The sequence below is a fragment of the Sphingopyxis sp. genome (assembly GCF_016793825.1).
GTDB lineage: Bacteria > Pseudomonadota > Alphaproteobacteria > Sphingomonadales > Sphingomonadaceae > Sphingopyxis.
Genome location: NZ_JAEULM010000014.1, coordinates 18,957 through 43,856 on the forward strand (window position 1 = coordinate 18,957; position 24,900 = coordinate 43,856).

The 24,900-nt window shown below is 60.6% G+C and carries 23 protein-coding genes and 1 tRNA gene; 11 read left to right on the forward strand and 13 right to left on the reverse strand.

The window, feature by feature from the left end; translation table 11 throughout:
• Window positions 1-2 precede the first annotated feature (2 nt).
• From JNM03_RS02765 to JNM03_RS02780, 4 genes are read left to right on the forward strand one after another with little or no spacing between them, the layout of a single operon-like run.
• Window positions 3-1,220, forward strand: a complete 1,218-nt coding sequence (locus tag JNM03_RS02765; protein WP_294034152.1) for a hypothetical protein — start codon at window positions 3-5, stop codon at window positions 1,218-1,220.
• Between the two features lie 8 nt (window positions 1,221-1,228).
• Complete coding sequence (locus JNM03_RS02770) at window positions 1,229-2,659, forward strand: Wzz/FepE/Etk N-terminal domain-containing protein (RefSeq protein WP_294034154.1); 1,431 nt, start codon at window positions 1,229-1,231, stop codon at window positions 2,657-2,659.
• Window positions 2,660-2,683: 24 nt separating this feature from the next.
• Entirely contained in the window at window positions 2,684-3,496 is an 813-nt protein-coding gene (locus JNM03_RS02775) for a CpsD/CapB family tyrosine-protein kinase (protein ID WP_294034156.1), read from the forward strand.
• A gap of 57 nt (window positions 3,497-3,553) precedes the next feature.
• Window positions 3,554-4,600 (forward strand): glycosyltransferase, encoded by a 1,047-nt coding sequence (locus tag JNM03_RS02780; protein ID WP_294034158.1) that lies wholly within the window; start codon window positions 3,554-3,556, stop codon window positions 4,598-4,600.
• A gap of 25 nt (window positions 4,601-4,625) precedes the next feature.
• Here JNM03_RS02780 and JNM03_RS02785 read toward each other — a convergent pair whose 3' ends face one another.
• The 6 genes from JNM03_RS02785 to JNM03_RS02810 form a co-directional block, all read right to left on the reverse strand.
• Window positions 4,626-5,807: a glycosyltransferase family 4 protein gene (locus JNM03_RS02785; protein ID WP_294034160.1), complete on the reverse strand. Its 1,182-nt coding sequence runs from the start codon at window positions 5,805-5,807 to the stop codon at window positions 4,626-4,628.
• Window positions 5,804-6,775, reverse strand: coding sequence for a glycosyltransferase (locus JNM03_RS02790; RefSeq protein ID WP_294034162.1), 972 nt, complete (start codon window positions 6,773-6,775; stop codon window positions 5,804-5,806). Before JNM03_RS02790 ends, JNM03_RS02785 begins: the two co-directional genes overlap by 4 nt.
• Window positions 6,768-8,150 carry an oligosaccharide flippase family protein gene (locus JNM03_RS02795; RefSeq protein WP_294034164.1) on the reverse strand — a complete coding sequence of 461 codons (1,383 nt, stop codon included), beginning with the start codon at window positions 8,148-8,150 and terminating at the stop codon, window positions 6,768-6,770. The genes JNM03_RS02790 and JNM03_RS02795 overlap by 8 nt, the downstream gene beginning before the upstream one ends.
• On the reverse strand, window positions 8,147-9,520 hold the full coding sequence (locus JNM03_RS02800; protein WP_294034166.1) for an O-antigen ligase: 1,374 nt from the start codon (window positions 9,518-9,520) through the stop codon (window positions 8,147-8,149). The genes JNM03_RS02795 and JNM03_RS02800 overlap by 4 nt, the downstream gene beginning before the upstream one ends.
• Before the next feature lie 85 nt (window positions 9,521-9,605).
• On the reverse strand, window positions 9,606-11,021 hold the full coding sequence (locus JNM03_RS02805) for a sugar transferase (RefSeq protein ID WP_294034168.1): 1,416 nt from the start codon (window positions 11,019-11,021) through the stop codon (window positions 9,606-9,608).
• A gap of 140 nt (window positions 11,022-11,161) precedes the next feature.
• On the reverse strand, window positions 11,162-11,518 hold the full coding sequence (locus JNM03_RS02810; RefSeq protein ID WP_294034170.1) for an XrtV sorting system accessory protein: 357 nt from the start codon (window positions 11,516-11,518) through the stop codon (window positions 11,162-11,164).
• A 201-nt stretch (window positions 11,519-11,719) separates the two neighbouring features.
• On the opposite strand from JNM03_RS02810, the gene JNM03_RS02815 reads away from it, so the two are divergent.
• Window positions 11,720-13,960: a hypothetical protein gene (locus JNM03_RS02815; protein WP_294034172.1), complete on the forward strand. Its 2,241-nt coding sequence runs from the start codon at window positions 11,720-11,722 to the stop codon at window positions 13,958-13,960.
• A gap of 143 nt (window positions 13,961-14,103) precedes the next feature.
• Here JNM03_RS02815 and JNM03_RS02820 read toward each other — a convergent pair whose 3' ends face one another.
• Together JNM03_RS02820 and JNM03_RS02825 are read right to left on the reverse strand one after the other, a co-directional pair.
• Window positions 14,104-14,796 carry an FkbM family methyltransferase gene (locus JNM03_RS02820; RefSeq protein WP_294034173.1) on the reverse strand — a complete coding sequence of 231 codons (693 nt, stop codon included), beginning with the start codon at window positions 14,794-14,796 and terminating at the stop codon, window positions 14,104-14,106.
• A gap of 313 nt (window positions 14,797-15,109) precedes the next feature.
• Window positions 15,110-15,658, reverse strand: a complete 549-nt coding sequence (locus tag JNM03_RS02825) for a PEPxxWA-CTERM sorting domain-containing protein (RefSeq protein ID WP_294034175.1) — start codon at window positions 15,656-15,658, stop codon at window positions 15,110-15,112.
• 457 nt (window positions 15,659-16,115) lie between these two features.
• On the opposite strand from JNM03_RS02825, the gene JNM03_RS02830 reads away from it, so the two are divergent.
• A complete protein-coding gene (locus JNM03_RS02830) occupies window positions 16,116-16,832 on the forward strand; it encodes a Bax inhibitor-1/YccA family protein (protein WP_294034176.1) in 717 nt (238 codons plus the stop codon).
• A gap of 47 nt (window positions 16,833-16,879) precedes the next feature.
• Here JNM03_RS02830 and JNM03_RS02835 read toward each other — a convergent pair whose 3' ends face one another.
• On the reverse strand, window positions 16,880-17,296 hold the full coding sequence (locus JNM03_RS02835; protein WP_294034178.1) for a DUF6640 family protein: 417 nt from the start codon (window positions 17,294-17,296) through the stop codon (window positions 16,880-16,882).
• Between the two features lie 196 nt (window positions 17,297-17,492).
• Between JNM03_RS02835 and JNM03_RS02840 the strand changes: the two genes are divergently transcribed.
• The 3 genes from JNM03_RS02840 to JNM03_RS02850 all read left to right on the forward strand — a co-directional run bounded on the left by JNM03_RS02840 (window position 17,493) and on the right by JNM03_RS02850 (window position 18,706).
• On the forward strand, window positions 17,493-17,663 hold the full coding sequence (locus JNM03_RS02840) for a DUF1328 domain-containing protein (RefSeq protein ID WP_294034180.1): 171 nt from the start codon (window positions 17,493-17,495) through the stop codon (window positions 17,661-17,663).
• A gap of 306 nt (window positions 17,664-17,969) precedes the next feature.
• Complete coding sequence (locus JNM03_RS02845) at window positions 17,970-18,290, forward strand: hypothetical protein (protein ID WP_294034182.1); 321 nt, start codon at window positions 17,970-17,972, stop codon at window positions 18,288-18,290.
• Window positions 18,291-18,514: 224 nt separating this feature from the next.
• Complete coding sequence (locus JNM03_RS02850; RefSeq protein ID WP_294034184.1) at window positions 18,515-18,706, forward strand: hypothetical protein; 192 nt, start codon at window positions 18,515-18,517, stop codon at window positions 18,704-18,706.
• 6 nt (window positions 18,707-18,712) lie between these two features.
• On the opposite strand, the gene JNM03_RS02855 is transcribed toward JNM03_RS02850, so the two are convergent.
• The 4 genes from JNM03_RS02855 to JNM03_RS02870 form a co-directional block, all read right to left on the reverse strand.
• A complete protein-coding gene (locus JNM03_RS02855) occupies window positions 18,713-20,824 on the reverse strand; it encodes a prolyl oligopeptidase family serine peptidase (RefSeq protein ID WP_294034186.1) in 2,112 nt (703 codons plus the stop codon).
• A gap of 114 nt (window positions 20,825-20,938) precedes the next feature.
• On the reverse strand, window positions 20,939-21,361 hold the full coding sequence (locus JNM03_RS02860) for a DUF4112 domain-containing protein (protein WP_294034188.1): 423 nt from the start codon (window positions 21,359-21,361) through the stop codon (window positions 20,939-20,941).
• Window positions 21,362-21,402: 41 nt separating this feature from the next.
• Window positions 21,403-22,896: an ABC transporter substrate-binding protein gene (locus JNM03_RS02865; RefSeq protein ID WP_294034189.1), complete on the reverse strand. Its 1,494-nt coding sequence runs from the start codon at window positions 22,894-22,896 to the stop codon at window positions 21,403-21,405.
• A gap of 95 nt (window positions 22,897-22,991) precedes the next feature.
• A tRNA-Leu gene (locus JNM03_RS02870) sits at window positions 22,992-23,077 on the reverse strand.
• Window positions 23,078-23,167: 90 nt separating this feature from the next.
• Here JNM03_RS02870 and JNM03_RS02875 point away from each other — a divergent pair.
• The gene (locus JNM03_RS02875) at window positions 23,168-24,109 is read left to right on the forward strand and encodes an ABC transporter ATP-binding protein (RefSeq protein ID WP_294034190.1); all 942 of its coding nucleotides are present in this window, start codon (window positions 23,168-23,170) and stop codon (window positions 24,107-24,109) included.
• Window positions 24,106-24,873 (forward strand): ABC transporter permease, encoded by a 768-nt coding sequence (locus tag JNM03_RS02880; protein WP_294034192.1) that lies wholly within the window; start codon window positions 24,106-24,108, stop codon window positions 24,871-24,873. Before JNM03_RS02875 ends, JNM03_RS02880 begins: the two co-directional genes overlap by 4 nt.
• Window positions 24,874-24,900 lie beyond the last annotated feature (27 nt).

Consider the following 24,900-nt stretch of genomic DNA (forward strand, 5'->3'; position numbering starts at 1 on the left):
TTATGATGAGGAAGCTCGCATCCTCGATATTTTTGCTGGCTTGGTGCGGCATGCCCGTGGCGGCATTTGCACAGCAACCCGAGGTGACCGTCGATGTTTCGGTCGGGGGTTCGGTGTCGACGAACCCGTTTCTTTACGCGGATAAAGGGACGGCGGCGGCGGGCAATGTTGGCGTGCGCCCGTTGATCCTCTGGCAAGATGAGGTCGGTCAGACCGCGATCGAGGGCGATTTGCGGCTTGCGCAATACACCAATCGCTACGGGACGGACTTGTCCGGCCGCATCGGTGTATCGAGTAATCGCCGGCTTGATGAAAAAACGACCCTCAGCCTCTCGTCTTCGTATCAGTCGCTGCGTTCGGCGATCCAGAACAACTTCCTCCTGGCGGGGCAAGACCCTCTTAACCCCAGTAATGATCCGATTCCTGTCATCCCGCCCGTCGATACGACGATTGCAGGTATCCGCAGTCGGACACAGGCTGCCAGCGGATCGGTCGGGGTTGCGCACGTCATCGACGAGGTCAGCTCGATCAATGCCGGCGTTTCACTCGGAGCATCTTTCGTCAACGACGACATTGGCTTCGATTATCGCAATCTTTCGGGCCATATTGGCTATGAGCGGAGATTTTCCGAGCGGTTTGCACTTACCGCGACGGTCCAAGGCGGCACCGTCAATTATCTTGGTCGCGGTACCGGGGACAGCAGGATATTTACCCCTCAGCTCGGAATCCGGCAACAATTGACCTCTCGGTTGATCTTCGTGGCGGGCGCGGGCGTCTCTTATGTCCTCACCGATGTCGGCACAGGAAAGGATGCCAAGCGCACGTCATTTTCCGGAAATGTCGGACTTTGCGATCGGGGACAGGATCAGACTTTTTGCCTGTCAGCGAGCCGTAGCGCGCAGCCGACGGCGCTCGGCGGGGTTTCGTCCGTGACGGCGGTTGCTGCAAACTTTGACGTCGTTCTGTCCCAGAAAGACCGTGTCTCGTTCGCGGCGCGCTATGGCCGCACCGATCAAAATGGCAACAGTGGCCTTCCGACGCAGTTCCGGGCAACCGACATCATCGGCGTCAGCGGGACATACAGCCGTCGGCTTAACGATCGCATGACCTTCACAGTAACGCCGAGCTACTCCAAGATTTATGGCGATACGCAAGGGCGCCGGGGCTCCAATGCTTCACTGATGGTTGGTGTAACGGTGCGCTTCGGAAAGCTTGGTTGATGGACCACATGATCGACACGGTAGAGGAAGGCGGTAGCGGAGGAGGCTTCCTGAGCCAGATTCCCGTCATTCTGTGGCAGCGAAAATGGTGGGTCATTGCCCCCACCGTTGTTGGCACTATCGCAGCACTCGCGGCGATCTTCCTGATCCCGCCAACCTATCGTTCGAATGCGATCATGCTCGTCGAATCGCCTCAGCTTCCGCAGGAAGTCATCGGCATCGATACGAGCAACGACGTGATCGACCGACGGATCGCGGCGATTCAGCAGCAGGTCACCGCGCGTCCCGACCTCATCGAGTTGATCGAACGTCACGGTCTTTATGCCAGTGAACGCAAGCGCAAGCCGCTTTCTGAAATCATCGAAAAGATGCGCTCATCGATAAAGCTGACCCCTACTCAGGGGAGCGCGCAGCCAAATCGACCTGACCAACGCACGATCGCGTTCGAACTGGCGTTTGAATATTCGCAGCCGGCCCAGACGCAGGCCGTCGCGCAAGACCTGATGGACCGCATCCTTCAACTCGACGCACGCGGCAATTCGGAACAGGCCACGAATACGGTGCAGTTCCTCACCGATCAGGCGACCGGGCTGGAGACGCAGATCGGCAGTCTGCAGGCGCAGATCGCAACGGTGACGGCGCAGAACGGCGGCGTGCTGACGAGCGGCGGCATGATGATCGGCAGCGGCACCGGTGGCTACGACGTTCAGATTGCCGCGCTGCAACGCGATAATCAGACGCTGCTTCTTCAACGCAACAACGCGCAGACAAGCGACGAACGCGACCCGGTGGTCGTCGGTGCAGAGCAGCGGCTCGCTTCCGTGCGCGCGGTCTACGCGGAAACGCATCCGGACGTCATCATCGCGAAGCAGGCGCTCGCGGAAGCAAAGCGTCTCGCCAAGGACAACACGCAGAAGCTGCCATTGCAGTCGATCGACGAACAGATCGCGTTCAACAATTCCCAGATTGCCGGACTTCGTGCCGCGAAGGCGCAGGAAACTGCACAGGTGAGTTCGCGTCTGGCGGCGCAGGCCCGCGCGCCGCTGGTGCAGCAACAGCTTGGCGAGCTGCAACAGCGGCTCACGGCGCTCAATTCCCAATATGAGCAGGTGCAAAAGCAGCTCATGTCGGCTCGCTCGGGCGTGCGCGCCGAAGACGAACAGTTGAGCGAACGGCTTTCGGTGGTCGAACCTCCTGTCATTCCCGATACGCCGAGCTGGCCAAACCGGCTCCTGCTTGCGGCCCTCGGTTTGGGAGGAGGCCTTGGCCTCGGCTTCGTTCTTGCCTTTGCGATCGAGATTTTTCTCAGACCGATACGCGATCCTTCGGCGCTGAAATCGATCCTTGGGGCGTCGCCGCTCGGCGTGATTCCCGTCATCGAACTGACTCGTGTTCCGGTCCAGGGATGGCGTCGCTTTCTTCCGTCCCGACGATCCTGACACGCGATATTCTGAGGTATGATCATGGCTGACGCCGACCCGACCGCCCTTGGCACGCGCGACATGCTTCGGCTGGAAGACCTGCCCGTCTTCACGCCCGAAAAGTCTGCGATCAACACGCACAAGCTTGTCGGGTTCGACAGCCGCGATATTCGCGCGCGCCCCTTCAACCTTTTGCGGACCAGCCTTTCGAAGAAGGTGAAAGAGAGCGGCCTGCGCCTCGTCGGCGTGACGTCGGCAACGCCGGCGGCGGGCAAATCCTATTTGTCGCTCAATCTTGCCAGTTCACTGGCGCGTGTCACCGATCAACCGGTGTTTCTTGTCGATCTCGATATCAGGCGAGCGTCGCTTGCCGAGGAGATCGGGCTGATCACCGAGCATGGCATCGAAAGCTTTCTGGAAGGCGAAGTGTCCGACCTGAGGCGCGTCGGTTATCGCATTGAAGGCACCGAACTTGGTTTGTTTCCTTCCGTGCGGCGCAAGCGCAATACGGCAGAGTTGCTCGCGAGCGAGCGTTTCGCCGAGATGGTGGAGATTTTTCGCAGCAAGAGTGAGGCTGCGATCATATTGTTCGACCTGCCGCCAGCATTCGCGAACGACGACGCGATGATCAGCCTCGAACATCTCGACGGCTATCTGCTGGTCGTCGATAGTGGCAAGACGACCCGCAAGCACGTGCAGGATGTGCTCGCCATGCTTCATCCGACGCCCTGTATCGGATCGATCCTCAATCGCTACAATGGCGGTTTTACCGACAGCTACGGCTATGGCTACGGCAGCGCGCACTACGGAAAATATTACGAGCAGGTTGACGATGCCTCGGGACATTCAGATTAAGTCTGAAGTGGCGCGCGCGGCAAATGAGGCCGAACTCGGCAGCGCTGCAGAGCGAACATGATGCCCGGCGATGAGATGATCGCACCGCGCATCGCTATTTGCGTCATTGCGCGAAATGAAGCGTCGACGATCGGAGCGCTGGTCGCACAACTTGCCACGCAGACCCTGCTCATCGATCATGAGAACGTCGACCTGTTTGTCGTGAGCAATGGATCGAACGACGGCACTGCCGAAAAGGCCCGGGCGGCAATCGACGCGGAATTGGGTGCGACGCGGGTTCGCAGTATTGTGCATGATACGACGGAAGGCGGCAAGGCGCGGTCATGGAATCTTGCCGTCCACGACCTCATCGATCCAGCAAGCGACATCGTCATCTTTCTGGACGCCGATATTGAACTCGCGCATGAGCGAGTGCTGAGCGGACTCGTCGAACGTCTCGTCAGTCGGCAGGATCTTCGCGCAGTCTCGGGCTTCCCCGTCAAGGACATCGCGCGCAAGGATCGCAAGACGTTCATCGACCGTTTCTCGCTGAAGATTTCCAGCGATTCGCCGGCGCCGCACGCGATCAATGGATCGCTTTACGCCGTGTGGATGCGAGAGCTTCTGAAAATATGGCTGCCCGTGCCGACCCCGGGCGAAGATGGCGTTCTTTCCGCCATGCTTCACACGAACGGCTTCACCGAGCCTGCGTGCCTGCAGAGAATCGAGCGCATGCCGGCGCCGACACATTATTTCGAGGCGCATGATGTCGCGGGCTTCTTCAAGCACGAGTGCCGCATGACACTCGGTACAACGATCAACGGATGGATATTCGAACATCTTTGGGCGGGTCGACATGAACATCACGTCGGCACGCTGATTCGTGACTGGAACGCCCACGATCCGCAGTGGATCGACCGGCTTGTCGCTGCCAGAGTGGGAAACAGGATTTGGGCGCTGCCGCCTCGGATGCTGAGCTGGCGACTTCACAATCTAAGGGGAGTCGGTTTGCGCCGGGCGCTTGTGCGGGCGCCGTTCTCACTTGGTGCCACGATCCTGAACCTCTGGCCCAGCATCGAGGCCAATCGGATGCTCAAGCGAAAGGGAGCCGCGCGCTATTGGTAAAGTGAAGCAGGCGCGCGACGGTGTTTCAAACGCCGGTCGAAAAGAGATTCGCCATGCGGGCAGCGGATACTTCCACGCGAAACTCTTCCACGACCCGTCTTCGTCCTTCGACACCCATTTTGTCCCAGATGGACCTGTCGGCGATGGCGTCGCGAAGCCGGGTCTGAAGCTCCTTCCAGTCCGATGGTGCAAACAGCCATCCATTCTGCCGCGCTTCCACCAGTTCGGGAATGCCTGCAACCCGGCTCGCGATGACCGGGAGGCCGAGCGCAAGCGCCTCTATCAGGACGACAGGTAGCCCCTCCATGAGGCTCGGCAGAACCAGCATGTCCGCATTCACGATTTCGGCCAGCGTTTCCGCTTCGGTCAGGGCGCCAGTGAAATGGACGCGATTCCCAAGGTTCAGCGCCGCCGCGTCGGCGTGCACGACTTGCGCCGAGGGCCCGTCCCCCACGATCGTCAGCGAGAAATCAACGCCTTCCTCGACAAGCCGGGCGAGAGCGGCGAGGAGGCCGGAGTATCCCTTTTCGGGTGACAGGCGACCCACGCAAACCAGCCGCGGCGGATCGTCGCTCGATCTTCCGGCTTTTGCTGCGCGATCCGGCAGCGCCGCCAGGTCGATGCCGCAGCGGACGATATGCATCTTGGGCCATTGTGCGGGTTCGACAAGGCGCATGGCCTGCGCGCGCATGAAATAGGATGCGCATGCGATAAAGACCGCGCGCTCGATCTTCCCGGCGAGGAGCGCGCCGGCCGGGTGATCGGTTTCCGAAATGCCATGCAGCGTCAGACTCCATGGGACCCCGGCAAGATGCGCGGCAAGCATCCCGACGGTCGCACCGCTGTTCGCGAAATGACTGTGCAGGTGGCATACGCCTCGCCCGCGTATCCGGCGCGCGAGAAGCACGGCTTCCAGAAAGTGGAACTGCGACCAAAGCAGTGCGCGCGCGCCGCCAACCCGATGACGAAGGGACAAGACCCAGCTTGCGGCCAGTTTGCGCGGCCTGGTGAACAGCGCCCACAGCAAGGCCAGAGCGTAATCGAGAAGAGGGCGGCCGAGGAGGCTCTCGGTACCCTCGCGGTCCGAGCATGGCTGGACACTGAAGGTCAGGATGTTGTGTCCGGTTGCGCGCAAGGCCGCGACCTCGCGCCGAACAAAGGTGTGCGACGCAGCGCCGTAATCGCTGACCAGATAGGCGATGCTCATTTGTAGAATATAGCGCCCTGCGTACGCCGTGCCATCATCGCGAACAGGAACCGCATGATGCCGAGCATCTCGGCGAATTTACCGACCATCAGATGCCAGGCCCTCGCGGCGCCATCGCGGCGCGCGAGGCGCAAGATCTGCGTGCTCCACAGCGCGGGGGCCGCGAGAAGCGCAAGCGGGCCGAAAATGAAGGCGAGAGCTATGGCAAGGCTGACAATCCCCACAGTCCAGAAGAGCGAGCTCATCACTTGCCGCCCATAGAGGCGATCGCCCGTTCGTTTCGTCTTCCACCACACCTGCGCATAGCCGAAACCGCTACGGACCGCTCGCATCCACCATTGGCTGAAGTGATGCATATCGGCGTCGTGGATCGTCATCGGGGCGTCGAGACGCCAGATCCGCCAGCCTTTCCCACGCATGCGCTGACAAAGTTCAGGCTCCTCACCGGCAATGATCGCCGGGTCGTAACCTTTCGCATCGACGAAAGCCTTGACCCGCATCATCGCATCGCCGCCGCACGCGCCTGCTTCTCCAGTCGGCGTATTCCATTCCGCATCGGCCATGGCGTTATAGAAGCTTGCACCCGGAAAGCGCTCGCGGCGGCGACCACAGGTCGCAGCGAATTCGGGTTCGCGGTCGAGAAAGAGCGTGGCAGCGTCGAGCCAACCTTCTTCCAATTCGCAATCGCCGTCGACGAATTGCACATACTCGATGTCGGGATAGGAGGCGAGGAGCTTGTCGAAGCCCTCATTGCGGGCGCGCGCGGCCGAAAAGGGCAATCGCATGTCGAGCGCGACGACAAGCGCACCATGTTCACGGGCAAAGTTCACGCTGTCGTCGGTTGACGCGCTGTCCACATAGACGACCGGAAGACCGTCCGGGATCGAACGAAAACAGCGCTTCAGCCGCTCGCCCTCGTTTCGCCCGATGGCGACCAGGCCCAATCGGCCCGTCCCTTCGTCAGCCATGGACTTGTGCCCCCTCTCGAATCCAGTCGCCGACGCCGCCGGTCAGGCCAACGAAACTGCTCGCCTCTCGAAAGAGCAGGATCAGCGCAAAGAAGGCAATCGTCAAAATCACGTCCTGACGCACGAAGCTCAACCCGGCCCGCCGCTTCCGCCAGGTGAGGGCAGCATAGCGTATGGCTTCGGCCGCAACGAACGCTCCCATTGCTGCGTTCAGGCCATAGCGGGGTAGCAGGATTGGAAGCGTGCAGGCGATCGCGGCAAATTTGACGCCATTACCGAGGGCGACACCAGAGGGTTTGCCGAGCCCCATCATCATGGCCTCGGCCATCGACGCGAGAATGGAGAACCAGGTCCCGGTGAGGAGGACCGTGAGGAAGAAACCGGCGTCATGGTATCGGGCGTCGTAGACGAGATAGATAAATCGATCGGCAAGCACCACGCCGACCGCGAGGCCGATCGCGACCACGCCTAGCAGTGCGAAACGCATTGGTCCGATCGCCGCGCCAAGCTCGGCGCCGCGCAGCCCTGTTGCGGAAATCTTGGGGAAGATCAGAAAGCTGCCCACGCGTTGGAAGAGTTCTGTGACCGCATCGGCAAAGGTTCGCGCAATTCCGTAAACGCCCAGCAGCGCCAATGGGATCATGTCCGCGAAGTATAATCTGTCGAAGTTCATCGCGAGAAAATAGACCAGCGAAGACAGGAATATCCATTTGCCGAAGTGGACGATCGCATGGACTGCCTCTTTCTCCCAGCGCAGGCGGTGCATTCGCCAGTCGATCAGAAAGAAGCTCGCGATGGCGGGAACCGCGACGCCGATCAGCAAGGCCCAGATCAGGGCCCATATCGTCGGCATGAGAAAAGCGAGGAGGAGCTGAACGCTGGCCCCGAATATCGCCGAGGCGAGGTCGAACAGCGCGAGCTTTCGGATCTCCAGGCGCTTCTGAAGGAGGAAGCGCGACGGAGAGGTCAGCCCCGTGAGGATGAAAATTGGCGCCGCCGCGGGAAGCAACAGCAGCAGGTCCGGTTTTTCATAGGCGTGCGCGATGGGAATCGTAAGTGCGAGCGCCACAGCAAATAGAAGCAGCCCACGCACGATCTGGACTGTCCAGGCGGTGTTGAAGAAGACCGGGTCTTCGCCGCGCGGGTTGTTGACGATGCTTTGCCCGACACCGACATCGGTCAGCAGTTCTCCGCCGGTCCGCAGCGCGTTGATCAACAGCATCGTGCCGAGCAGGGCGGGCGCGAGAAGCCAGGCGAGCAGAATGTTCGACAGGAGGCGGACGATTTGTTGGGCAACGTAAGTGGCGGTGATCCACCCCATCGAACCGAAATGCCCCAGCCAGGAATGCGGTAGCGACAAACGAAGGCGTTTCATTTCGTCCGCGCTGACCTGCTCGAGTTTGATACGCTGCTGGAAATTTCGCTATTTGCGCCGGGCACCTGTCGTTTCTTGCGCGCATCAGCCAACTTTTCGACGCGAGCCTGCCTGATGGTTCCGGCAATGATTCCCAACGATATCACAAACACATATTGCGTATTGTATACAACGAAGACCCATTCCCAAAAACAATGCAGTGCCGCTGCAAAGATCGCGACGCTCGCGCCAATGACGATATCTCCCCTGGGATCCTTCCGATTGGAGAAAGCAAAGGCCAAGCCGCGCAGAACCGGCCATGTGAAAAGCGCTATAAGCGCCAGCAGCCCGGGCCAACCGGTCTCCGCGGCGGTAAGCAAATAGATATTGTGAACGGTTGCCGACCGACTGCGATAATTCCAGATGACCCCTGCGTTTTGCGAGTATCCTTTCGAGTTGGCGACGACGACATATTGATTGGCGCCGACGCCCATTGGGTGGTCTTTCCACATCGCTTTTGCGGCGCGTTCGAATGCTTGGCGTTCGCCGTCGGGTCCGCTGGCGACTGGGGCAACCGCGAAGCGTTCGCCAAAGGATACGGCGGCGATCGGTGCCACGACCATCAGCACGAGAGCGCCCAGACCGACGATTTTCCATTTATGAGGCGTGCTGCGCCGCACCAACGAGAGCAGGAACAGGAGGGCGAGCCCAACGGCGACGAAAGCAACGGCTCCGCGGGAGGCGCCGAGTGCAACGGCAAGCAACGCCGCAAAGACCCCGAGCATTATGAACTTGCTCCGCTCGCCAGCAAGCAGCAGCGCGATGAGAGGAAGGGTAACGAAATGAAGCATCAACCCGAGCAGGTTCTGATGAACCATGGTTCCCGAGGCCTGGACCGCGCCCGATAGTCGCTGATCGAGCGTTACGACACCTTGAAAGATCGCTCCCGCAGCGAGGCCGAACGCGAGCCACCGCACGGCCTCAGGTTTTCCGGCGATGGAAGCGACGGCAACAAATACGAGGATGACGCGGATAAGCTGAAAAGCGTAGAAGCTTGAACTCATCCACTGGTCTGAAAAGAACATCGAGAGCGCAGCCGCGAGCATGTAGGCCGTTAGCAGCCCCAGAAACGGCAAACGGCGGAATGGTGCACGAGCAATAACGATCACGGCGATGGCGAGCGTATCAAGAATGGAAACCACCAGACCGCGCGCGAAACCCGGCCAGGTGTCCCAGTTGATAAAGGCGACGTCGAGGTTCGCCCAACTCATCGTGAAGGGCAATATGCCCATCGCGAAGTACGCCCATTTTCGTTGGCGCGGAAACGAACGTATCCACCAGATGAAGGCGGGAAGCGATATAAGGATCAGAAGGATGCCGAGGATGCGCATAGATCGGATTTACGCGGTACAGACCGGTGGCAGCAATATTCCTGTTCGCACAGGCTTGGGAACGCCACTCGGGTCTTGCTGACGCTCAATAGGCATTTTTGTGAATGACGACCGGAAGGGTCTTGAGCAGGATCATGATGTCGCTCCACAGTGACCAGTTGGACAGATATTCAAGGTCGCAGCGAACGCGCAGGTCCAGATCCTCCACTTTTTCGGTCGCGCCGCGATATCCCCGAATTTGGGCAAGGCCTGTGATTCCGGGCTTCAGCGCATGTCGAAGCCAATACTGACGCGAAGCGTGCCAGAAAAGCTCGTCGCCTGCCGTTGATCCCAGTGCATGGGGTCTTGGCCCCACCATGCTCATCTCTCCGCGCAGCACATTGAATAGTTGAGGAAGTTCGTCGATGCTTGTTCTGCGGATCAGGCGCCCGATACCCGTGACACGATCGTCCTGTCGACCGGTAGACTGCGTTCCATCCGCGTCGCTGCTGTCCTGGCGCATCGAGCGAAACTTGAAAATTCGAAACTGCCGGTTTCCTTGTCCGACACGCCACTGACGAAAGAAAATAGTGCCGGGCGTCTCGAGCTTTATCGCGGCGGCTACGACGAGCAGGATCGGCGAAAGCAGGATCAGCGCTGCAGTCGCGACAACAAGATCGAGTCCTCTCTTCTGGACGCGGTTCATCAAATTGAGCGGTCCGCGCGAGAGAACGATGGTGTCACGCTTGTCGTATCGCCCCAGCGCAACCGCGCCGTGCAACAGATCGCGGTCGAGCAGAATCTCGCCGCCGATATCGTGCCCCTTCAGAAAGATTGACCAGAAGGCGCGATGTTCGAAGCGCGACGCGACAACTACGCGGTCGAACGGGGCGATCAGTCGCGACAATGTGTCGATCATGTCGGGCCGGTCGAGGTCAGGCCATAGGCCCAAGGCTTCGACATCGACGACGATTGCCGGGCCCTCGGGTTCGGCGTCGAGGCCATCGAGGAGAAGGATGGTCGCAACGACGGCATTCCCCAGCATTGCCTTGACGATGATATCGAGCAAGAATTTTCCAAGAATGATGAAGCAGGCGCCGGCACCAAAGGTAATCGCCAATCCGAGCCGCGAAACGTCATCGGCCTTGAACAGAAAGCCGAGGCCAATGATCACGATCGCGGTTGCGCCCAAAGCGCTGAGTGCGCGCTGGGTTCCTAGGAGCCGATTTTGCAGCGTCTCCGCTTCCTGCGCTTCGCGGGCGATCTCGAACATCACGAAAATAGGCAGCGCGACATAGATGATCGAATGACCGCCAGCGCTTAACCACTGGGCATCGCGGGTCTCAAGCGCGCACAGATATCCCAGCACGAGCGCAATCACGTCGAGCAGCAGCGACAGAATATAGAGTAGCGTTCGCTTGTCCCGCGCGGACGAAAACACGCCACCCTCGCTGCCCTGCGGCCGATTGGGGTAGCCGGGGATGTTCAAGTCCCTCCCGATCTCGATCTGCCGGATGTCCATATACCCTTACGTCAACCTGCTGGCGTTCGGCAACCCGCGCCCAAACTCCTGATTTAGCGACTTGCCGTCAAGCACACATCATGGTTGCCGGCGCGCCCAAAGAGGCACGTCCCGTAATGGGAAGAAGATAGCTCAAAAGATTACCGCTGCTGAAATGGTATCGGAACTTTGAGAACCGTGAAGATATAAATGATTACACCGACAAACAGCAGCGCGGCGAACAAGTCATATCCTTCGTTACCCAGATAATTGACGACGGCACATCCAACGGCCGGAGGGCCATATTGCCACAGCTTGTCGCGTGGCGTCTCTTCGCTCGACCGTTGCAGCAATAATGTTGCGAGGCCGGAAAACGCGATGACCGTGACCCAATCCCAAATCGTTTCCACTCTAACCTCTCCCCACCATCCTGCGCGGCTGGCCGACCCGTTTGAACTTCGCAGCGCGCCGAATCCTAGCAGGGTGCCGCGAGCTTCGAAAGCCGACTTCTCGCGCATGAAGCGTCAAGTTGGCATTATTGTGTTGTTATGATGCAGATTGGTGCCCTTGCGCTTGGATAATATCTTTCCCGATGTGGCTGCGATTGGCTCGGCGTCTGCCGCGCGTAAGTGAGGGTGGGTGACGGACAGCGTGCTCGGCATGGACGATCCTTATGCTAAACCTCCTCCAGGCCCTTCTGGCACTACGAGGTCTGTCTTATGAACGATTCGTCCCAACCAGCAGGTCCGCTGAAATATGAGCGCGTTTGTATCGGCGGTGGTGGTTATGTCACCGGCATGCGCATAGCGGGCATGGGCGCAAACAAGGTACGGGTGTGTCGCACTGACACGGCCGGGGCATTCATTTGGAGTGAACGGGCCCAGTCATGGCAACCCCTTCTTCAGGTCGGCATCAACATCTCCGAGCGTTTGGTAAAATACAATTATGCCCGCGGCGCCGGTTGTTACGATGTCGTCACCGCGCCAAGTGCTACCAATCACATCTACGTCTGCCAGTTCGGTTATGTTTATCACTCGGCGGATCGCGGCTCTAGCTGGAGCCGCACCAGCCTTCCTGCGTTTGCTGGTTATGGTGCCAATAGTAGATCGCGCGCGACGAACGAACGCATGGCGGTCGATCCCGCGAATCACTTGATCGTCGGTCTCGGGAATCCGGATATCGGTGCGCAAGGAGGACTGAAATACACGTTGGATGGCGGCATCAGTTGGACGTCACGTCAGGATATTCCCGCACCAACGGAAGTTGATCGGGGCATGGCGGTGGCCTTTGATCCGGAAAGCAGCGTGCCTGGTCGCAAGACTGCGACAGTCTACGTTTGGTCGTTCGGTCATGGTATCTATCGATCAAGCACGGGGATCGATGGAAGTTTTGCGCTGATCGATGGAAGCCCCGTCGATATCGGCCATATGGTTGCACGACTGGGCGCGCTGTGGGTCGGAGGCACCAGCGGCGGAGCGAGTGCTCCGCTTCGCAAGTGGACCGAACGCACCGGTTGGAACGCCGTAAGCGGCGTGGGAGACTGCAAACATATTGCCATCTCGCCTGACGGCAGGAAGATCGTCTCCATGATCCCCTCGAGCGCCTACCGGATGTCGAAGGATGGCGGGGAGAGTTTTTCCCCGCTGACACCCAGGATGAAGCGACAGGCGGTCCATATCGGATGGCATGAAACCACGAATGAAAATTACATGTCGAATGGAGCCTGCGTGTGGGACACCGAGGAGGATATTCTTTACATTGCCGAAGGGATCGGTTGCTGGAAATGTATCAGCCCCCCTGCTGACGGGAGCATCCCGACCTATCTGGAGGATAGTGTCGGCATCGAGAATCTGGTTTCGATGCAAATTCTCGTGCCGCCGCAAAATAGCCGGATCCACTACGTGTCGCAGGATAGAAATGTCATCACGCGCGAGTGGTGGCAGTATAAGCTTTTCCCAAATCACGTCGGCGTCAGCAACTCGGTTCCGATCGATCATGGTGGAGGTATCGATTTCGCCGCGGGAGACGAGAATTATCTCGCTGTTGTGAGCAGCAAGAACGGTCGCTGCAACATTTCGACTGACGGTGGGGCAAGCTGGCAGCCGGTATCCAGCGTTCCTGCCAACGTACTGCCTACGCCGCCGCAAACGGGATCGGGAGCAGGATTTGGCGGAAATGTAGCGGTAGGGGCTGCCGGTAATATCGTTTGGTTACCGACAGGAAATAACAAGCCTAGCTATACGCTCGATGGCGGCCAAACTTGGGCCTTTTGCAGGTTTGAAGGGGCGGAACCGGAAAATTCGGGCATGCGCTGGCACAATCAATATTCATACCAGCGGATTCAACTGCTCGCGGACAAGCAAAACCCAGGCACCTTTTATCTCTATCATGTTGGCAATCAGATCCACGATGCAGCCAGCCAGCGGTTTCGCGGTTTCTGGAAGTCGGTCGATGGAGGCGCGAATTTCTCGCGAAAGCGAAAGGATATCATCGGACCGATTTACGGGACCGATGCATTCAACTGCAAGCTGAGGATGCCGCCGGGAAAATCCCCGGATCTCTTCTTCTGTGTCGGCGACGTCGATGCCGATGATACGCACACCAATATTGGTCTTTTCTACAGCGGTGACGAGGGCGCGAGCTGGAGGAGCATCGCCGGGGTACGCGAGCCTCTCGATTTTGCGTTTGGAAAGCCGGTTGCAGAGGGGGCTTACCCTGCGATCTACGCATGGGGAGGCTTGTCGGACGTTCGTGGGTTACATCGATGCTTGAATTTCGACCCATCGCGACCGTCCGCAGCCAGTTGGGAGACGATTGGGCGTTATCCGGAAGGGAGCCTCGATAACGGGACAGTCATGGCGGCCGACATGCAGGAATTCGGGCTCGTATATCTGGGGCTCGGTGGATCGGGCCTGTTTCGTGCTGTCAATGATCCGGAACTACCAAGAGGGAATGGATGAAAACCCCGTCACTCGCATGGACAGCTCCGAAACTTTCTGGCGAGCAGGTAGTCAAACAGGGTAGAATTTTGATCGGCCGACCGTCGTTGCGTTTGCCAGCCGATCCGATCGCGCGCTCGGCGGATGCACTGGCGACGATGTCCTCAAATATCGAACCTGAATTCGCTGGTGCGAAATCCTGACGCTTCCCGTACGAATACTATGTCGGTCTGGACGAGGTCCGAACCATTCGGCCGGATGAAGCCGGCGAAATCGTAGGGGACAAACCCCCAGGCCCTCATTTGTACCAAAAGCTCGACGATTTGTGGAGCATCCTTGTTGTACGGCAGAAGCGCGGTCTCGAGCTGGACGGCTTCGCATCTGGCGAGCGTCGCAGCTCCGCCAGAGAGGATGGCTAGTTCAGAGCCCTGCGTGTCGATCTTCAGAAGAAGGGGGCCTGCCAGATCCGCAGCAACGTCGTCCAGCGTACTGGAGGTCAGCCGGCGTTCGGTTCGGGGAACATTGCTATTTTCCGGCAGGATAGATGAACCGGACTCCATCTCATAGAATATCACTTCTTCGCCGGCGCGGTTGGAAAGCAGGCTGTTAACGATTGTAACATTGTCTATGAGACTGAACTCGGCAACGAGGGCTGCGGCCTTCGCAGCTTGTGCCTCGACCATAAGCACCGGCGCGTCGGGAAACACGTTGCGGGCCAGTCTGGTCCAATTCCCCTCATACGCCCCGACGTCGACTATGCCTGCCGGTTCGAAGCCTTTAAGTTTAAGGCGCCGATAGACTTGAATTTCGAGCGGAGTATCCGCTCTTCGACCAAGCAAGCGATCAAATATGCCCAAGAATGTGCCCTCTCGTTTCACGCTGTGTGATCCGTGCATAGCGCGGAAAAGCGAACCAAAATATAAAAATGGGTACTGGAGGCCACGGCAACGCTTAGTTGGCCGTCAAAGCGGCTCTTAGGGAAGGGGACGTTCGCGCGGGCGATATTATGCCGTCTGACACGTTTGCGCCAGGCGGATTGATCGTCTCGAATGCCCGACAGCTATCGCCCACTGGACGTAATGCGCAAAATTCCCGCGAAAAGCCGGTGACCAAAGCAAAGCGCCCGGGGAACAGGCCCGGGCGCTTCATATTTCGACAAGGTAGGCTCGTTTAACCGAACGATACAGAAACCCGGGGTTGCGACGTGCGCCGCCGCATGGCTGCACCCACGGCACCGAAGCCCGCCAGCATCAGTATCCAAGTGGTCGGTTCGGGAACCGCCGGAGCGTTGTCGATACGGAAGGCGTAGTTCGTGAATTCCGATCCCCGAGCGTTATCGAACACGTATGCGGATGCCGAATTGGTCTGGTCACCAAGCGTATATCCCGACGTTGGGCCATAGAATTGGCCCAGATACTTGCTGGAATAATTCTCGCTAAGCTCGAAACCTCCGGAAACGCCGAGGATAGAATACCAGGCCATGTTGTTGATATTGGCGACGAGGTTGTCGACCGTCGAAATGGCATAATCGGAAGCGGAGCCGCCGAAAAGCAGCGCGGCCGCTTCCTGGCCCGTATAGGCCAGAGGGCCGTTGGGGGGCGCTAACCAATTAGGGCCCTGATCGACGGTCCAGCTCCCCACGAAAACCGTTGCAGCCTGAGCTGGAAGTGCCGCGACCGCGCTGAGCGCCGACATCGCCAATAAAAGCGTCTTCTTCATTTTCGCGTCTCCTGGTCCGTGGATCGGCGCCCCCTCGGCAACCGGTTTGAAAAGATTCGTTGATTTTCCTAAGCAAACTTAACAGGAAAGCAATCGATACAATCGAATCTGTTCCGATTTGATACAGTTTTGTCGTCATGAAGAGTATAAGCCGAGGGGGGCTTTGAGCGCCGCGGTCGCGCGCGCTGAATACAACAGCAGGGGGCTGGCTGGACCCGGTTGTTTGATGAGCCCGTTGTCGATCGGCAGCGCCCGCCTTGCAGGGCGGTGCGGGTTCATTGAAATTTCATCGGAACCAGCCTATAAGATGGTCGTGCGGGCCGGGCCCCTCTGGCGACCCTTATTTCGAAGGGCGTGATGTCGGACCGCATCGAGTGAGCTCGATGCAGGTCTTTTGCTATTTCTTTATCCTGGGACCTGTTCGTGCCGCTCGTTGGATCGATCAACGAGGATGGATATGTTCGAACAGCAATCTTTCAACCGGACCCGCGGCGCGGAGAGCGCCGCCGAGTTCGATGCGGGCCTCAAGCGCCACATGCTTCGGGTCTACAACTATATGGCGTCGGGTGTGCTCCTGACCGGCATCGTCGCGATGCTGGTCGCGTCGACCCCGGCGCTGTACCAGCCGATTTTCGGTACGCCGCTGAAATGGGTCGTGATGCTGGCCCCGCTCGCCTTCGTCTTTCTTTTGTCCTTCCGGATCGAGAAAATGTCGGCATCGACCGCGCAGGCGCTCTTCTGGGTCTTTTCGGGCCTGATGGGGCTGTCGCTCGCGTCGGTGTTCCTGGTGTTCACCGGCGCGAGCATCGCCCAGACCTTTTTCGTCGCGGCGATCATGTTCCTGTCGATGAGCCTCTATGGCTATACCACCGGCCGCGACCTGTCGAAGATCGGCAGCTTCCTGATCATGGGCCTGATCGGCGTCGTTCTGGCGAGCCTCGTCAACCTGTTCCTGCAATCGGGCGCGCTGCAGATGGTCGTGTCGATCGTTGGCGTGATCGTCTTCACCGGCCTGACCGCGTGGGATACGCAGAACATCAAGGCGCAATATGCCGAACATCATGGGCAGGAAACCAACAGCAAACTTGCCGTGTTCGGCGCGCTTTCGCTGTACCTGAACTTCGTGAACCTGTTCCAGTTGCTCCTGAACTTCATGGGGCAGCGCGAGGAATGATCGCGCGGCCTGCCGCTTGCGTGCTTGCGCAGGCGGCAGGCCGACCCTTATGCGATGAGGAGTCGTCCGATCAGCAGGATGACCAGAGACGAACCGAAATTCGCTACGTTTCCGTCGATCCGGCCCAGCCGGGTCGATGCCAGCCCCGATCCCGCATAGCCCGACCCGCCGTAGATCGGCGCGCTGAAGAGGGCGATGAAGAAGCTTCCCAGAACGGCGAGGCTCAATATCGTGGCGATGCAGGTGCCAAGCGCCAGATCAACTCTTCCCGACCAGAGAAAGAACAAGGCGACCCCACCGATCGCGGAACCGGCGAGCGTCTGCGCAACGACGTGAAAGCGCGCATGGCCGGGCCACGCCGGGTTTGCGGCATGGCTGCGGTTCAGGTCGGCGAACAACGGTCCCACCATATATTGCAGGATCGCAACGGACATCAGGCCCAGGCCCAGATCGGAAATGGTCATGCCGTCAGCATAATATGGTCTGAGCAGGCTGCAACGCCTGTTGTCGTGCAGCGAAGGGTGGAGCGGGCGTTCCGGAACTTTCGACCCTAACCAGCGTTAACGGCACATCCACGAAGGATATCGACGGCGGCTTTCGTTCATCCCCGCATAAGGGCGGTGGGGGAGGGAAGGTCGCGCGTCCCGGAAGGAGACCGACATGTTCAGATATGCTCTTATCTTCGCGGTTATCGCGCTGGTTGCGGCGCTGCTCGGTTTTGGCGGCATTGCCGGCCTCTCGGCCGATTTCGCGAAGATTCTGCTGATCGTCGGCGTCGTGCTGGTCGTCGTCGCGTTCGTCTTTGGTCGCGGCCGCCGGACGCTGCCGTGACTTGTGCGGATCAGCGCCCTTGCGCGCGTTGGCGCAGGCGCGCATAGTCGCGTCATCGTCAACAAGCGAAAGGAGGTGGTCCGATGTCTCATTGTCCTATGCCGCACGCGGCAGATCAGTTGAGCATGGCCTCCGTCGCGGGGGCCGCGCTCGCCTGAGCAATCCCGCGTCAGCCAAGACAATGGAGGGGCCGCCCGCGAGGGTGGCCCCTTTCGTTTGCGCTGATACGAGCGAAAGGCGGACAGGTTCGTTTGTGCGCCGTCCGATGCCGGTGTACGATCCTGCCTTCATTTCGGGGGAACGGCGATGAAGCGGATGATGATGGCGGCGCTGCTGGCGGCGGCGATGGTTCCGGGAGCAGCGATGGCTGAGGAGGCACCCGCGGCGCCGGCGGATGATGCGCCGGTGGTGATCGAGGCGAAGACCTTCATGGCAGGCTATGCCGACGATCTGCTGACGGGCGACCGTGCGGCGATCGCCAACCGGTACGACCGGCGTGGCGCGTGGCGCGTCGGCGGCGGTGAAAAGACCTTCGACGAATGGAATGCGATCCGGCGTTACTACGCCGAAGGCTGGAACAAGCCGGCGACATTCGAATGGCGCGATTTTAGGGTCAGGACCCACTAATTCCGCGCTCGAGGTTTGAAGCGATTTTGTTCAGGGCGAGGAGAAAAGGCGCAGGAATATGTCGATATTTCCAGACTTTTTGACGAAGCCATGGGCAAAATCGGTCAAATCCCGCAGGGACGCCGAAATGGCTTCGATCTCGAACCTGCGCGGCCTTGCGGGTAGCGATGCTACCCGCTGCACCCGCACAGGCCCGATATCTTCGCCATTTCGACGCCTCGAACGTGGAATTAGTGGGTCCTGACCCTAACTATGAACCGATCGGTGCCGATGCGGTCGCGATCGTCGGCCTGTTCGACTGGGGCCTTGGCGAGGGCAGGGCACCCATTACCCTGTCGTACACCGCGCTGCTTACCCGCCAGGAAGGCGAACTTCGTATTCGCCTGGAGGATGAGAGCGCGGCGCCGCAAAAATAGACCGCGCTATTTCTTCTCGACCAGTTCGCGCAACAGGAAGGCGTGGAGCATCGCGGCGCGGACCGCGTCTTCGGCATGATCGGCCCCCACCGAATGGCCGCCCTCCAGATATTCGTGATAATAGACGCTGTTGCCATATTCCATCAGGCGGGCCGCGAACTTGCGCGCGTGGCCCGGATGGACGCGGTCGTCCTTGGTCGACAGATAGAGAAAGATCGGGGGGTATTTCACGCCCTTGCGGATGTTCTGATAGGGCGAATATTTCGACAGGAACGCCCAGTCGGCGGGATTGTCGGGGTCGCCATATTCGGCGACCCATGATGCGCCCGCCAGCAGTTTGTTGTACCGGCGCATGTCTTTCAGCGGAGATCCCGAGATCACGGCGCCGTAAAGATCGGGGCGCTGTTCCATCGCCGCACCGACAAGGACGCCGCCGTTCGAGCGCCCCGAAATGGCTATTTTGCCTTTGCTGCTGACGCCCGTTGCAACCAGATCCTCTGCGACGGCGTGGAGATCGTCGAAGCTGTTCTGGCGCTTTTCACGCAGCGCGGCCTGATGCCATCCCGGCCCATATTCGCCGCCGCCGCGGATGTTGGCGAGGACATAGGCATTGCCATCCTCGACCCAGAAAAGGCCGAGCGGACCGGCGCGATAGGGCTGGCCGGTAAGATATCCGGGCGTCTGCGCCGCGCGGAACCCGCCATAGGCATGGACGAGCGCGGGGACGGGGTCGGTCGCGCCGGCCTTGCGAACAAGAAAATAGGGGACTTTGGTGCCATCCTTTGATGTCGCGAAGCGTTTTTCGACGCGCATGTCCTTTGCGTCGAAGGTTGCGGGCAGGCTTTGAACCGTCGGCGGCGTGCCGGTTTCGGCGACGGCGTAGAGCGTCGGCGGCATCAGCATCGTCTCGGCAGTGACGAACGCGAGATCGCGGTCGTCGACGGTGCCCGAAATCGTCATCGTCGCATTGGCGACGACCGGAACCTCCTTTTGGCTCCAGCGTCCGTTCGGTTGGTCGCGGCGGAGCGCGAACAGCTTGCCTTCTACGTCGTCGAGCGCCTTGACCCACAGGATATTCCGGCTCGCGGCGACATTCTCGATCGCCTGCGATCTGGTGGGCATCATCACCGGCACGAACGGCACCTGATCGCCGCGCGCCATGGTGTCGAGCGGCAGGGCGAGCAGCGAACCCGCCGCGAAATCGCCGATGGCATCGTTGAGGAACAGGATCGCCTGTCCGTCGATCACGGCGCGAAGGTCGGCGGTTTCGGGGATCACGCTGCGGCTGTAGGTGCCGGTGACGGGGTGGGGGAGATAGACGTCGCTGGTATAGAAGGTCTTGTTCCGGCTGATCATCGTCCAGCGCCTGTCGCCGTCCATCACGGCGCTGACATTGATGCCGACGTCGTTTTCCTCGCCCTCGATAAGCGTTTCCGCCGCGGCGAGCGGCGTCCCGCGTTTCCAGCGCTTGACGATGCGGGGATAGCCCGATGCGGTCATGCTGCCCGCGCCATAATCCGTCGCGACCAGCAGCGTGTCGCCGGTTTCCCACGTCACGCTGCTCTTGGCCTGCGGCAGCGTGAAGCCGTCCGCGACGAAGCTTTTCGTCGTGCGGTCCCATTCGCGGACGATGTCGGCGTCGGTGCCGCCGGGGCTGACCGACACGAGGCAGCGCTTATATTCCGGCGCGAGACAGTCGGCGCCGTGCCAGACCCAGCTCTGCTTTTCGGCCTTGCCGAGCGCATCGACGTCGATCAGCGTCGTCCAGACGGGCTTGCCGGCGAGATAGGCGTCGAGCGGGCTCTGGCGCCAGATGCCGCGCGGATTGTTCGCGTCGCGCCAGAAATTCGTGATCGTGTCGCCCATGACCTCGCCGGGATCGGCGATCTGACGATCGTCGTCGAGGATCGCCCTGGCGCGCTGGCGATCGCTCTCGAATCCGGGGCGTTCCCGGATCAGCTTGTCGGTCGCCGCATTTTCCTTTTTCACCCAGTCGAGCGCCTTCGGACCCTCGATATCTTCCAGCCAGAGATACGGGTCTTTCGTTTCCTGCGCGGCCGTCGCGACGGCGACGAAGGATGAGCTGAGCGCGAGCGCAGCGAGGGTGGCGCGGATCATGGTCGGAAAGTCTCCCCTGGGGTGTGGTGCCGCTGTGCTAGCATCACCAGACACCAGAGGGGAAGAGGTTGCAGGCGAAACCATCGCCCGCGCCGCGCTTTGCGACGCACCGCCTTACTGGTCGATGATGATCGTACCCGGGTGGTGCTTGTCGAGATGCTTCTTGATGATCTTGAGGTTGCGGGTGTTCGACCGGAACAGGAAGTCGAACGCGTCGCCCGCGATCGGGATCGCGCCGAGCGCCGTATCGACCCCCAGATTGCCGATCATGCGCCAGATCTTCCATTTCGGCATGCCGAGATTGCGCGCTTCCCAGATGATATAGGCGCCCATCGTCGCGGTAATCACGTCGCCGACGACGGGGACAAGGCCGACGATCGCGTCGAGGCCGACCGGACGGTTGATGCCGGGAATGACGAAACTGCGTTCCAGCAGGATTTCCAGCGTCTCCACGCGCTTGCGCAACGCGGCGGGGTCGCGCCTGTTGTTGATCAGGGCATCGAAGATCGCATCGGGGTTCGGGGTCGAAGGGGCCATCGGGGTCCTTTCACGCAGCGTCGGGAACAGACGCCACTGTATTAGTTAGGTAAGGCAATCAGTCGATTCAATGGGTGGATCGCGCGCACGTTCGGACGCAGCCCGGTCAGCCGCTGCGAAGCGACCGACCAGCGGAGCGGCGAGGCAAGGGGAATGAAGGGCGTGTAGCGCGCCAGGATCGCCTCGATCTCCCCCACCTGCTGCGCGCGCTGGCCGGCATCGATGTTCGCGGTCGTCGCTTCGATCATCTCCTGCGCGTCGCGGTTGCAGAGCGTGCCCGGCTGACAGGACAGCCGGCGCAGCGCCCAGAGTGCGTCGTCGTTGGGGGCGACTTCGTCGATCAGGCGGAGGTCGGCCGCCGATGCCATGTTGACGCGCCGGCTTTCGATGCCGAGCCGTGCGAAATCGGCCGCGATATAGGCGAAGAGAATGCGGCCGCCCGGCGTCGCGGGGACCGCGATGCGCAGCGGGTCGATGTCGCGGCCGCCGGCGCGCCAGGCATCGACGACACGCTTTGCCTGCACGAGGCGCGAGTTGTCGTCATAGTCCGCCCATGCGGGGGCGAGCGGCTCCGGACCGCCGTCGCGGCGAAAGGCTGCCGGTCGCAGGGTCGTTTGCGGCTGCCATTCGGCCAGCCCGAAGGCGTCGATCAGGCGCTGGCGCCGGATGGCGCGCGACAGGGCATCGCGGTTGGCATCGATCCCGAGAAAGCCGTCGGTGCGGGTGAAGGCGAGGCCGAAAAGGCCCGGCGCCGGATCGACGACCAGCCGCGACCGGCCGATATTGGAGGCGACGAAATAGGGCAGGGTCGAAAAACGCCCCCCGATGACGCCGTCGGCATAGCCGTTCTTGAAACGCGCCAGCGCCCCTTGCGGAGTGGTGCCGACGAGTTCGATCGACGCGGCGGGGTCGTTCGCCGCCGCCTCCGCCGCGGCAGGGTCTTCGGCAAGCGGGTCGGGAACGGGCGACAGCAGGACCGTGCGCCCCGTCCGTTTCGCGCGCATCGGTCCCCATCCCATGCCCTTGTACACGATCGCCATCGACGGTTGCGCAAGGAGTTCGAGGATGTTCGGTTGCGGGACCGACAGGCGGATTTCGATGACGCTGTCGGTCATCGCCTTGATCGTTTCGATCTCCGGAAAATTGCTCTTGAGGAGGTGCCGGCTGGCCGGGGCGATATAGGACCGCAGGGTGGCGGCGACATCCTCCGCCATCACCTTGCGGCCGTTCGTCCATTTCGCCTCGCGGATGCGAAAGACATAGCTGCGGCCGTCGGCGGTGACGGTCCAGCGTTCGGCGAGCCCGGTATCGATCTGTCCTTCGCCATCGAAGCTGACGAGTCCCTGCGCCGACAGGTCGAGCAGCGCGGCGTTGCCCGCCGACAATTCGCCGCGGAGCGGCGCGGCGGCCGACGTGATCGGCCCGATCGCGGCAACCCTCACCGGGCCGCGCGCGCCGAAAAGACCGCAGTTTGTCAACGCAAGCGCGGCGGTGGCGGCAAGCAGGACGGTGGCGGCGGGGCGGAGGGCGTACATTCCCGCCACTTTAAGACGCGCTTGCGCGCAAGGCCATGCCCTTGTGTGCCGGGCCGGACAAAAGATGAAGGACGGCGCCCGGGCAAGGGGATGGATGGTGCGGACGGCGGGACTTGAACCCGCATGACACTAGGCCGGCAGATTTTAAGTCTGCTGCGTCTACCGATTTCGCCACGTCCGCGCCGTTTCCGGCAAGAGCCGATGGCCGGAGAGAGGTCAAGCCTCCTTTGCGGGCTTCACCCTGCGCGATCGCTCGGCTAGAGCCGGATGCATGCAACCAGTCCTCGAGATTTCCGGCCTCGGAAAGACGTACAAGAGCGGGCATCAGGCGCTCAGCGACATCGACCTCACGATCAACAAGGGGGAGATTTTCGCGCTGCTCGGGCCCAATGGCGCCGGCAAGACCACGCTGATCAGCATCGTATGCGGGATCGTGACGCCGAGCGTGGGGACGGTCGTCGTAGGTGGGCACGATCACCGGCAAGGCTATCGCGCCGCGCGTTCGATGATCGGGCTGGTGCCGCAGGAATTGCACACCGATGCCTTTGAAAAGGTCATCACCACGGTCAGCTTTTCACGCGGACTGTTCGGCAAGCCCAGGGATCCGGCGTTCATCGAGCAGTTGCTGAGCGACCTGTCGCTCTGGGACAAGCGCAATTCCAAGATCATGGAACTGTCGGGCGGCATGAAGCGCCGCGTCATGATCGCGAAGGCGCTGTCGCACGAGCCCGAGATCCTCTTTCTCGACGAGCCGACGGCGGGCGTCGACGTCGAACTGCGCCGCGACATGTGGAACATGGTCCGGTCGCTGCGCGAACGCGGCGTGACGATCATCCTCACGACCCATTATATCGAGGAGGCCGAGGAAATGGCGGACCGGGTCGGGGTGATCAGCAAGGGCAGGCTGATCCTGGTCGAAGACAAGGTCGCGCTGATCAAGAAACTGGGTCGCAAGACGCTGACGCTCAATCTGGCCGAGCCGCTTGCGGCGGTCCCCGAAGCGCTTGCCGAATGGAAGCTGCGGCTGGGCGGCGAGGGGTATGAGCTTGTCTATGAATTCGACAGTCAGGCAGAGGCGACGGGCGTGCCATCGCTCCTCCGCCGGATGAGCGACATCGGGGTGCAGTTCAAGGATCTCCACACCGAACAGAGTTCGCTGGAGGATATCTTCGTCGGACTGGTCCACGAACCCAGGGCGGAGCAGGCGGCATGATTTCGAATTTCCGGGGTATCCGGGCGATCTATCGGTTCGAAATGGCGCGGTTCGGGCGGACGGTCTGGACCAGTCTGCTGCTGCCGGTGATCACGACGACGCTCTATTTCGTCGTGTTCGGTTCGGCGATCGGCAGCCGGATGAGCGACGTCAGCACGGTGCCCTATGGTGCGTTCATCGTGCCCGGACTGATGATGCTGACGATGTTCACCGAAAGCATCGGCAACGCGAGCTTCGGTATCTACATGCCCAAATGGACCGGCACGATCTATGAGATGCTGTCGTCGCCGATGTCGCCGCTGGAACTGCTGATCGCCTATGTCGGCGCGGCGGCGACGAAGTCGGTCATCATCGGATCGATCATCTTCGCGACCGCCCATCTGTTCGTCGATGTCCAGGTCGCCCATCCGGTCCTGATGGTCGGGTTCATGATCCTGATGGCGGTCACCTTTTGCCTGTTCGGGTTCATTATCGGCATCTGGGCGCAGAGTTTCGAGCAGTTGCAGGTGATCCCGATGCTTGTCGTCTATCCGCTGACGTTTCTCGGCGGCGCCTTCTATTCGCTCGACATGCTGCCTGCGGCCTGGCGCGTGGTGACGCTCTTCAATCCGGTCGTCTATCTGATCAGCGGTTTTCGCTGGACCTTTTTCGGGCAGGGCGACGTTGGGATCGAAGTCAGCATGGGGGCGGTGGCCCTTTTCCTTCTGCTCTGTCTGACGGTGATCTTCTGGATGTTCCGCACGGGTTACCGCCTGAAGAATTGAGCATGCGGCGGACGCACGTCCGCTGGT

Excerpts from the sequence above, each read along its gene's own strand:
- JNM03_RS02765 (WP_294034152.1), top strand. The coding sequence starts at position 3 with ATGATGAGGAAGCTCGCATCCTCGATATTTTTGCTGGCTTGGTGCGGC.
- JNM03_RS02770 (WP_294034154.1), top strand. The coding sequence starts at position 1,229 with ATGATCGACACGGTAGAGGAAGGCGGTAGCGGAGGAGGCTTCCTGAGC.
- JNM03_RS02775 (WP_294034156.1), top strand. The coding sequence starts at position 2,684 with ATGGCTGACGCCGACCCGACCGCCCTTGGCACGCGCGACATGCTTCGG.
- JNM03_RS02780 (WP_294034158.1), top strand. The coding sequence starts at position 3,554 with ATGATGCCCGGCGATGAGATGATCGCACCGCGCATCGCTATTTGCGTC.
- JNM03_RS02785 (WP_294034160.1), bottom strand. The coding sequence starts at position 5,807 with ATGAGCATCGCCTATCTGGTCAGCGATTACGGCGCTGCGTCGCACACC.
- JNM03_RS02790 (WP_294034162.1), bottom strand. The coding sequence starts at position 6,775 with ATGGCTGACGAAGGGACGGGCCGATTGGGCCTGGTCGCCATCGGGCGA.
- JNM03_RS02795 (WP_294034164.1), bottom strand. The coding sequence starts at position 8,150 with ATGAAACGCCTTCGTTTGTCGCTACCGCATTCCTGGCTGGGGCATTTC.
- JNM03_RS02800 (WP_294034166.1), bottom strand. The coding sequence starts at position 9,520 with ATGCGCATCCTCGGCATCCTTCTGATCCTTATATCGCTTCCCGCCTTC.
- JNM03_RS02805 (WP_294034168.1), bottom strand. The coding sequence starts at position 11,021 with ATGGACATCCGGCAGATCGAGATCGGGAGGGACTTGAACATCCCCGGC.
- JNM03_RS02810 (WP_294034170.1), bottom strand. The coding sequence starts at position 11,518 with ATGCGCGAGAAGTCGGCTTTCGAAGCTCGCGGCACCCTGCTAGGATTC.
- JNM03_RS02815 (WP_294034172.1), top strand. The coding sequence starts at position 11,720 with ATGAACGATTCGTCCCAACCAGCAGGTCCGCTGAAATATGAGCGCGTT.
- JNM03_RS02825 (WP_294034175.1), bottom strand. The coding sequence starts at position 15,658 with ATGAAGAAGACGCTTTTATTGGCGATGTCGGCGCTCAGCGCGGTCGCG.
- JNM03_RS02830 (WP_294034176.1), top strand. The coding sequence starts at position 16,116 with ATGTTCGAACAGCAATCTTTCAACCGGACCCGCGGCGCGGAGAGCGCC.
- JNM03_RS02835 (WP_294034178.1), bottom strand. The coding sequence starts at position 17,296 with ATGACCATTTCCGATCTGGGCCTGGGCCTGATGTCCGTTGCGATCCTG.
- JNM03_RS02840 (WP_294034180.1), top strand. The coding sequence starts at position 17,493 with ATGTTCAGATATGCTCTTATCTTCGCGGTTATCGCGCTGGTTGCGGCG.
- JNM03_RS02845 (WP_294034182.1), top strand. The coding sequence starts at position 17,970 with ATGAAGCGGATGATGATGGCGGCGCTGCTGGCGGCGGCGATGGTTCCG.
- JNM03_RS02855 (WP_294034186.1), bottom strand. The coding sequence starts at position 20,824 with ATGATCCGCGCCACCCTCGCTGCGCTCGCGCTCAGCTCATCCTTCGTC.
- JNM03_RS02860 (WP_294034188.1), bottom strand. The coding sequence starts at position 21,361 with ATGGCCCCTTCGACCCCGAACCCCGATGCGATCTTCGATGCCCTGATC.
- JNM03_RS02865 (WP_294034189.1), bottom strand. The coding sequence starts at position 22,896 with ATGTACGCCCTCCGCCCCGCCGCCACCGTCCTGCTTGCCGCCACCGCC.
- JNM03_RS02875 (WP_294034190.1), top strand. The coding sequence starts at position 23,168 with ATGCAACCAGTCCTCGAGATTTCCGGCCTCGGAAAGACGTACAAGAGC.
- JNM03_RS02880 (WP_294034192.1), top strand. The coding sequence starts at position 24,106 with ATGATTTCGAATTTCCGGGGTATCCGGGCGATCTATCGGTTCGAAATG.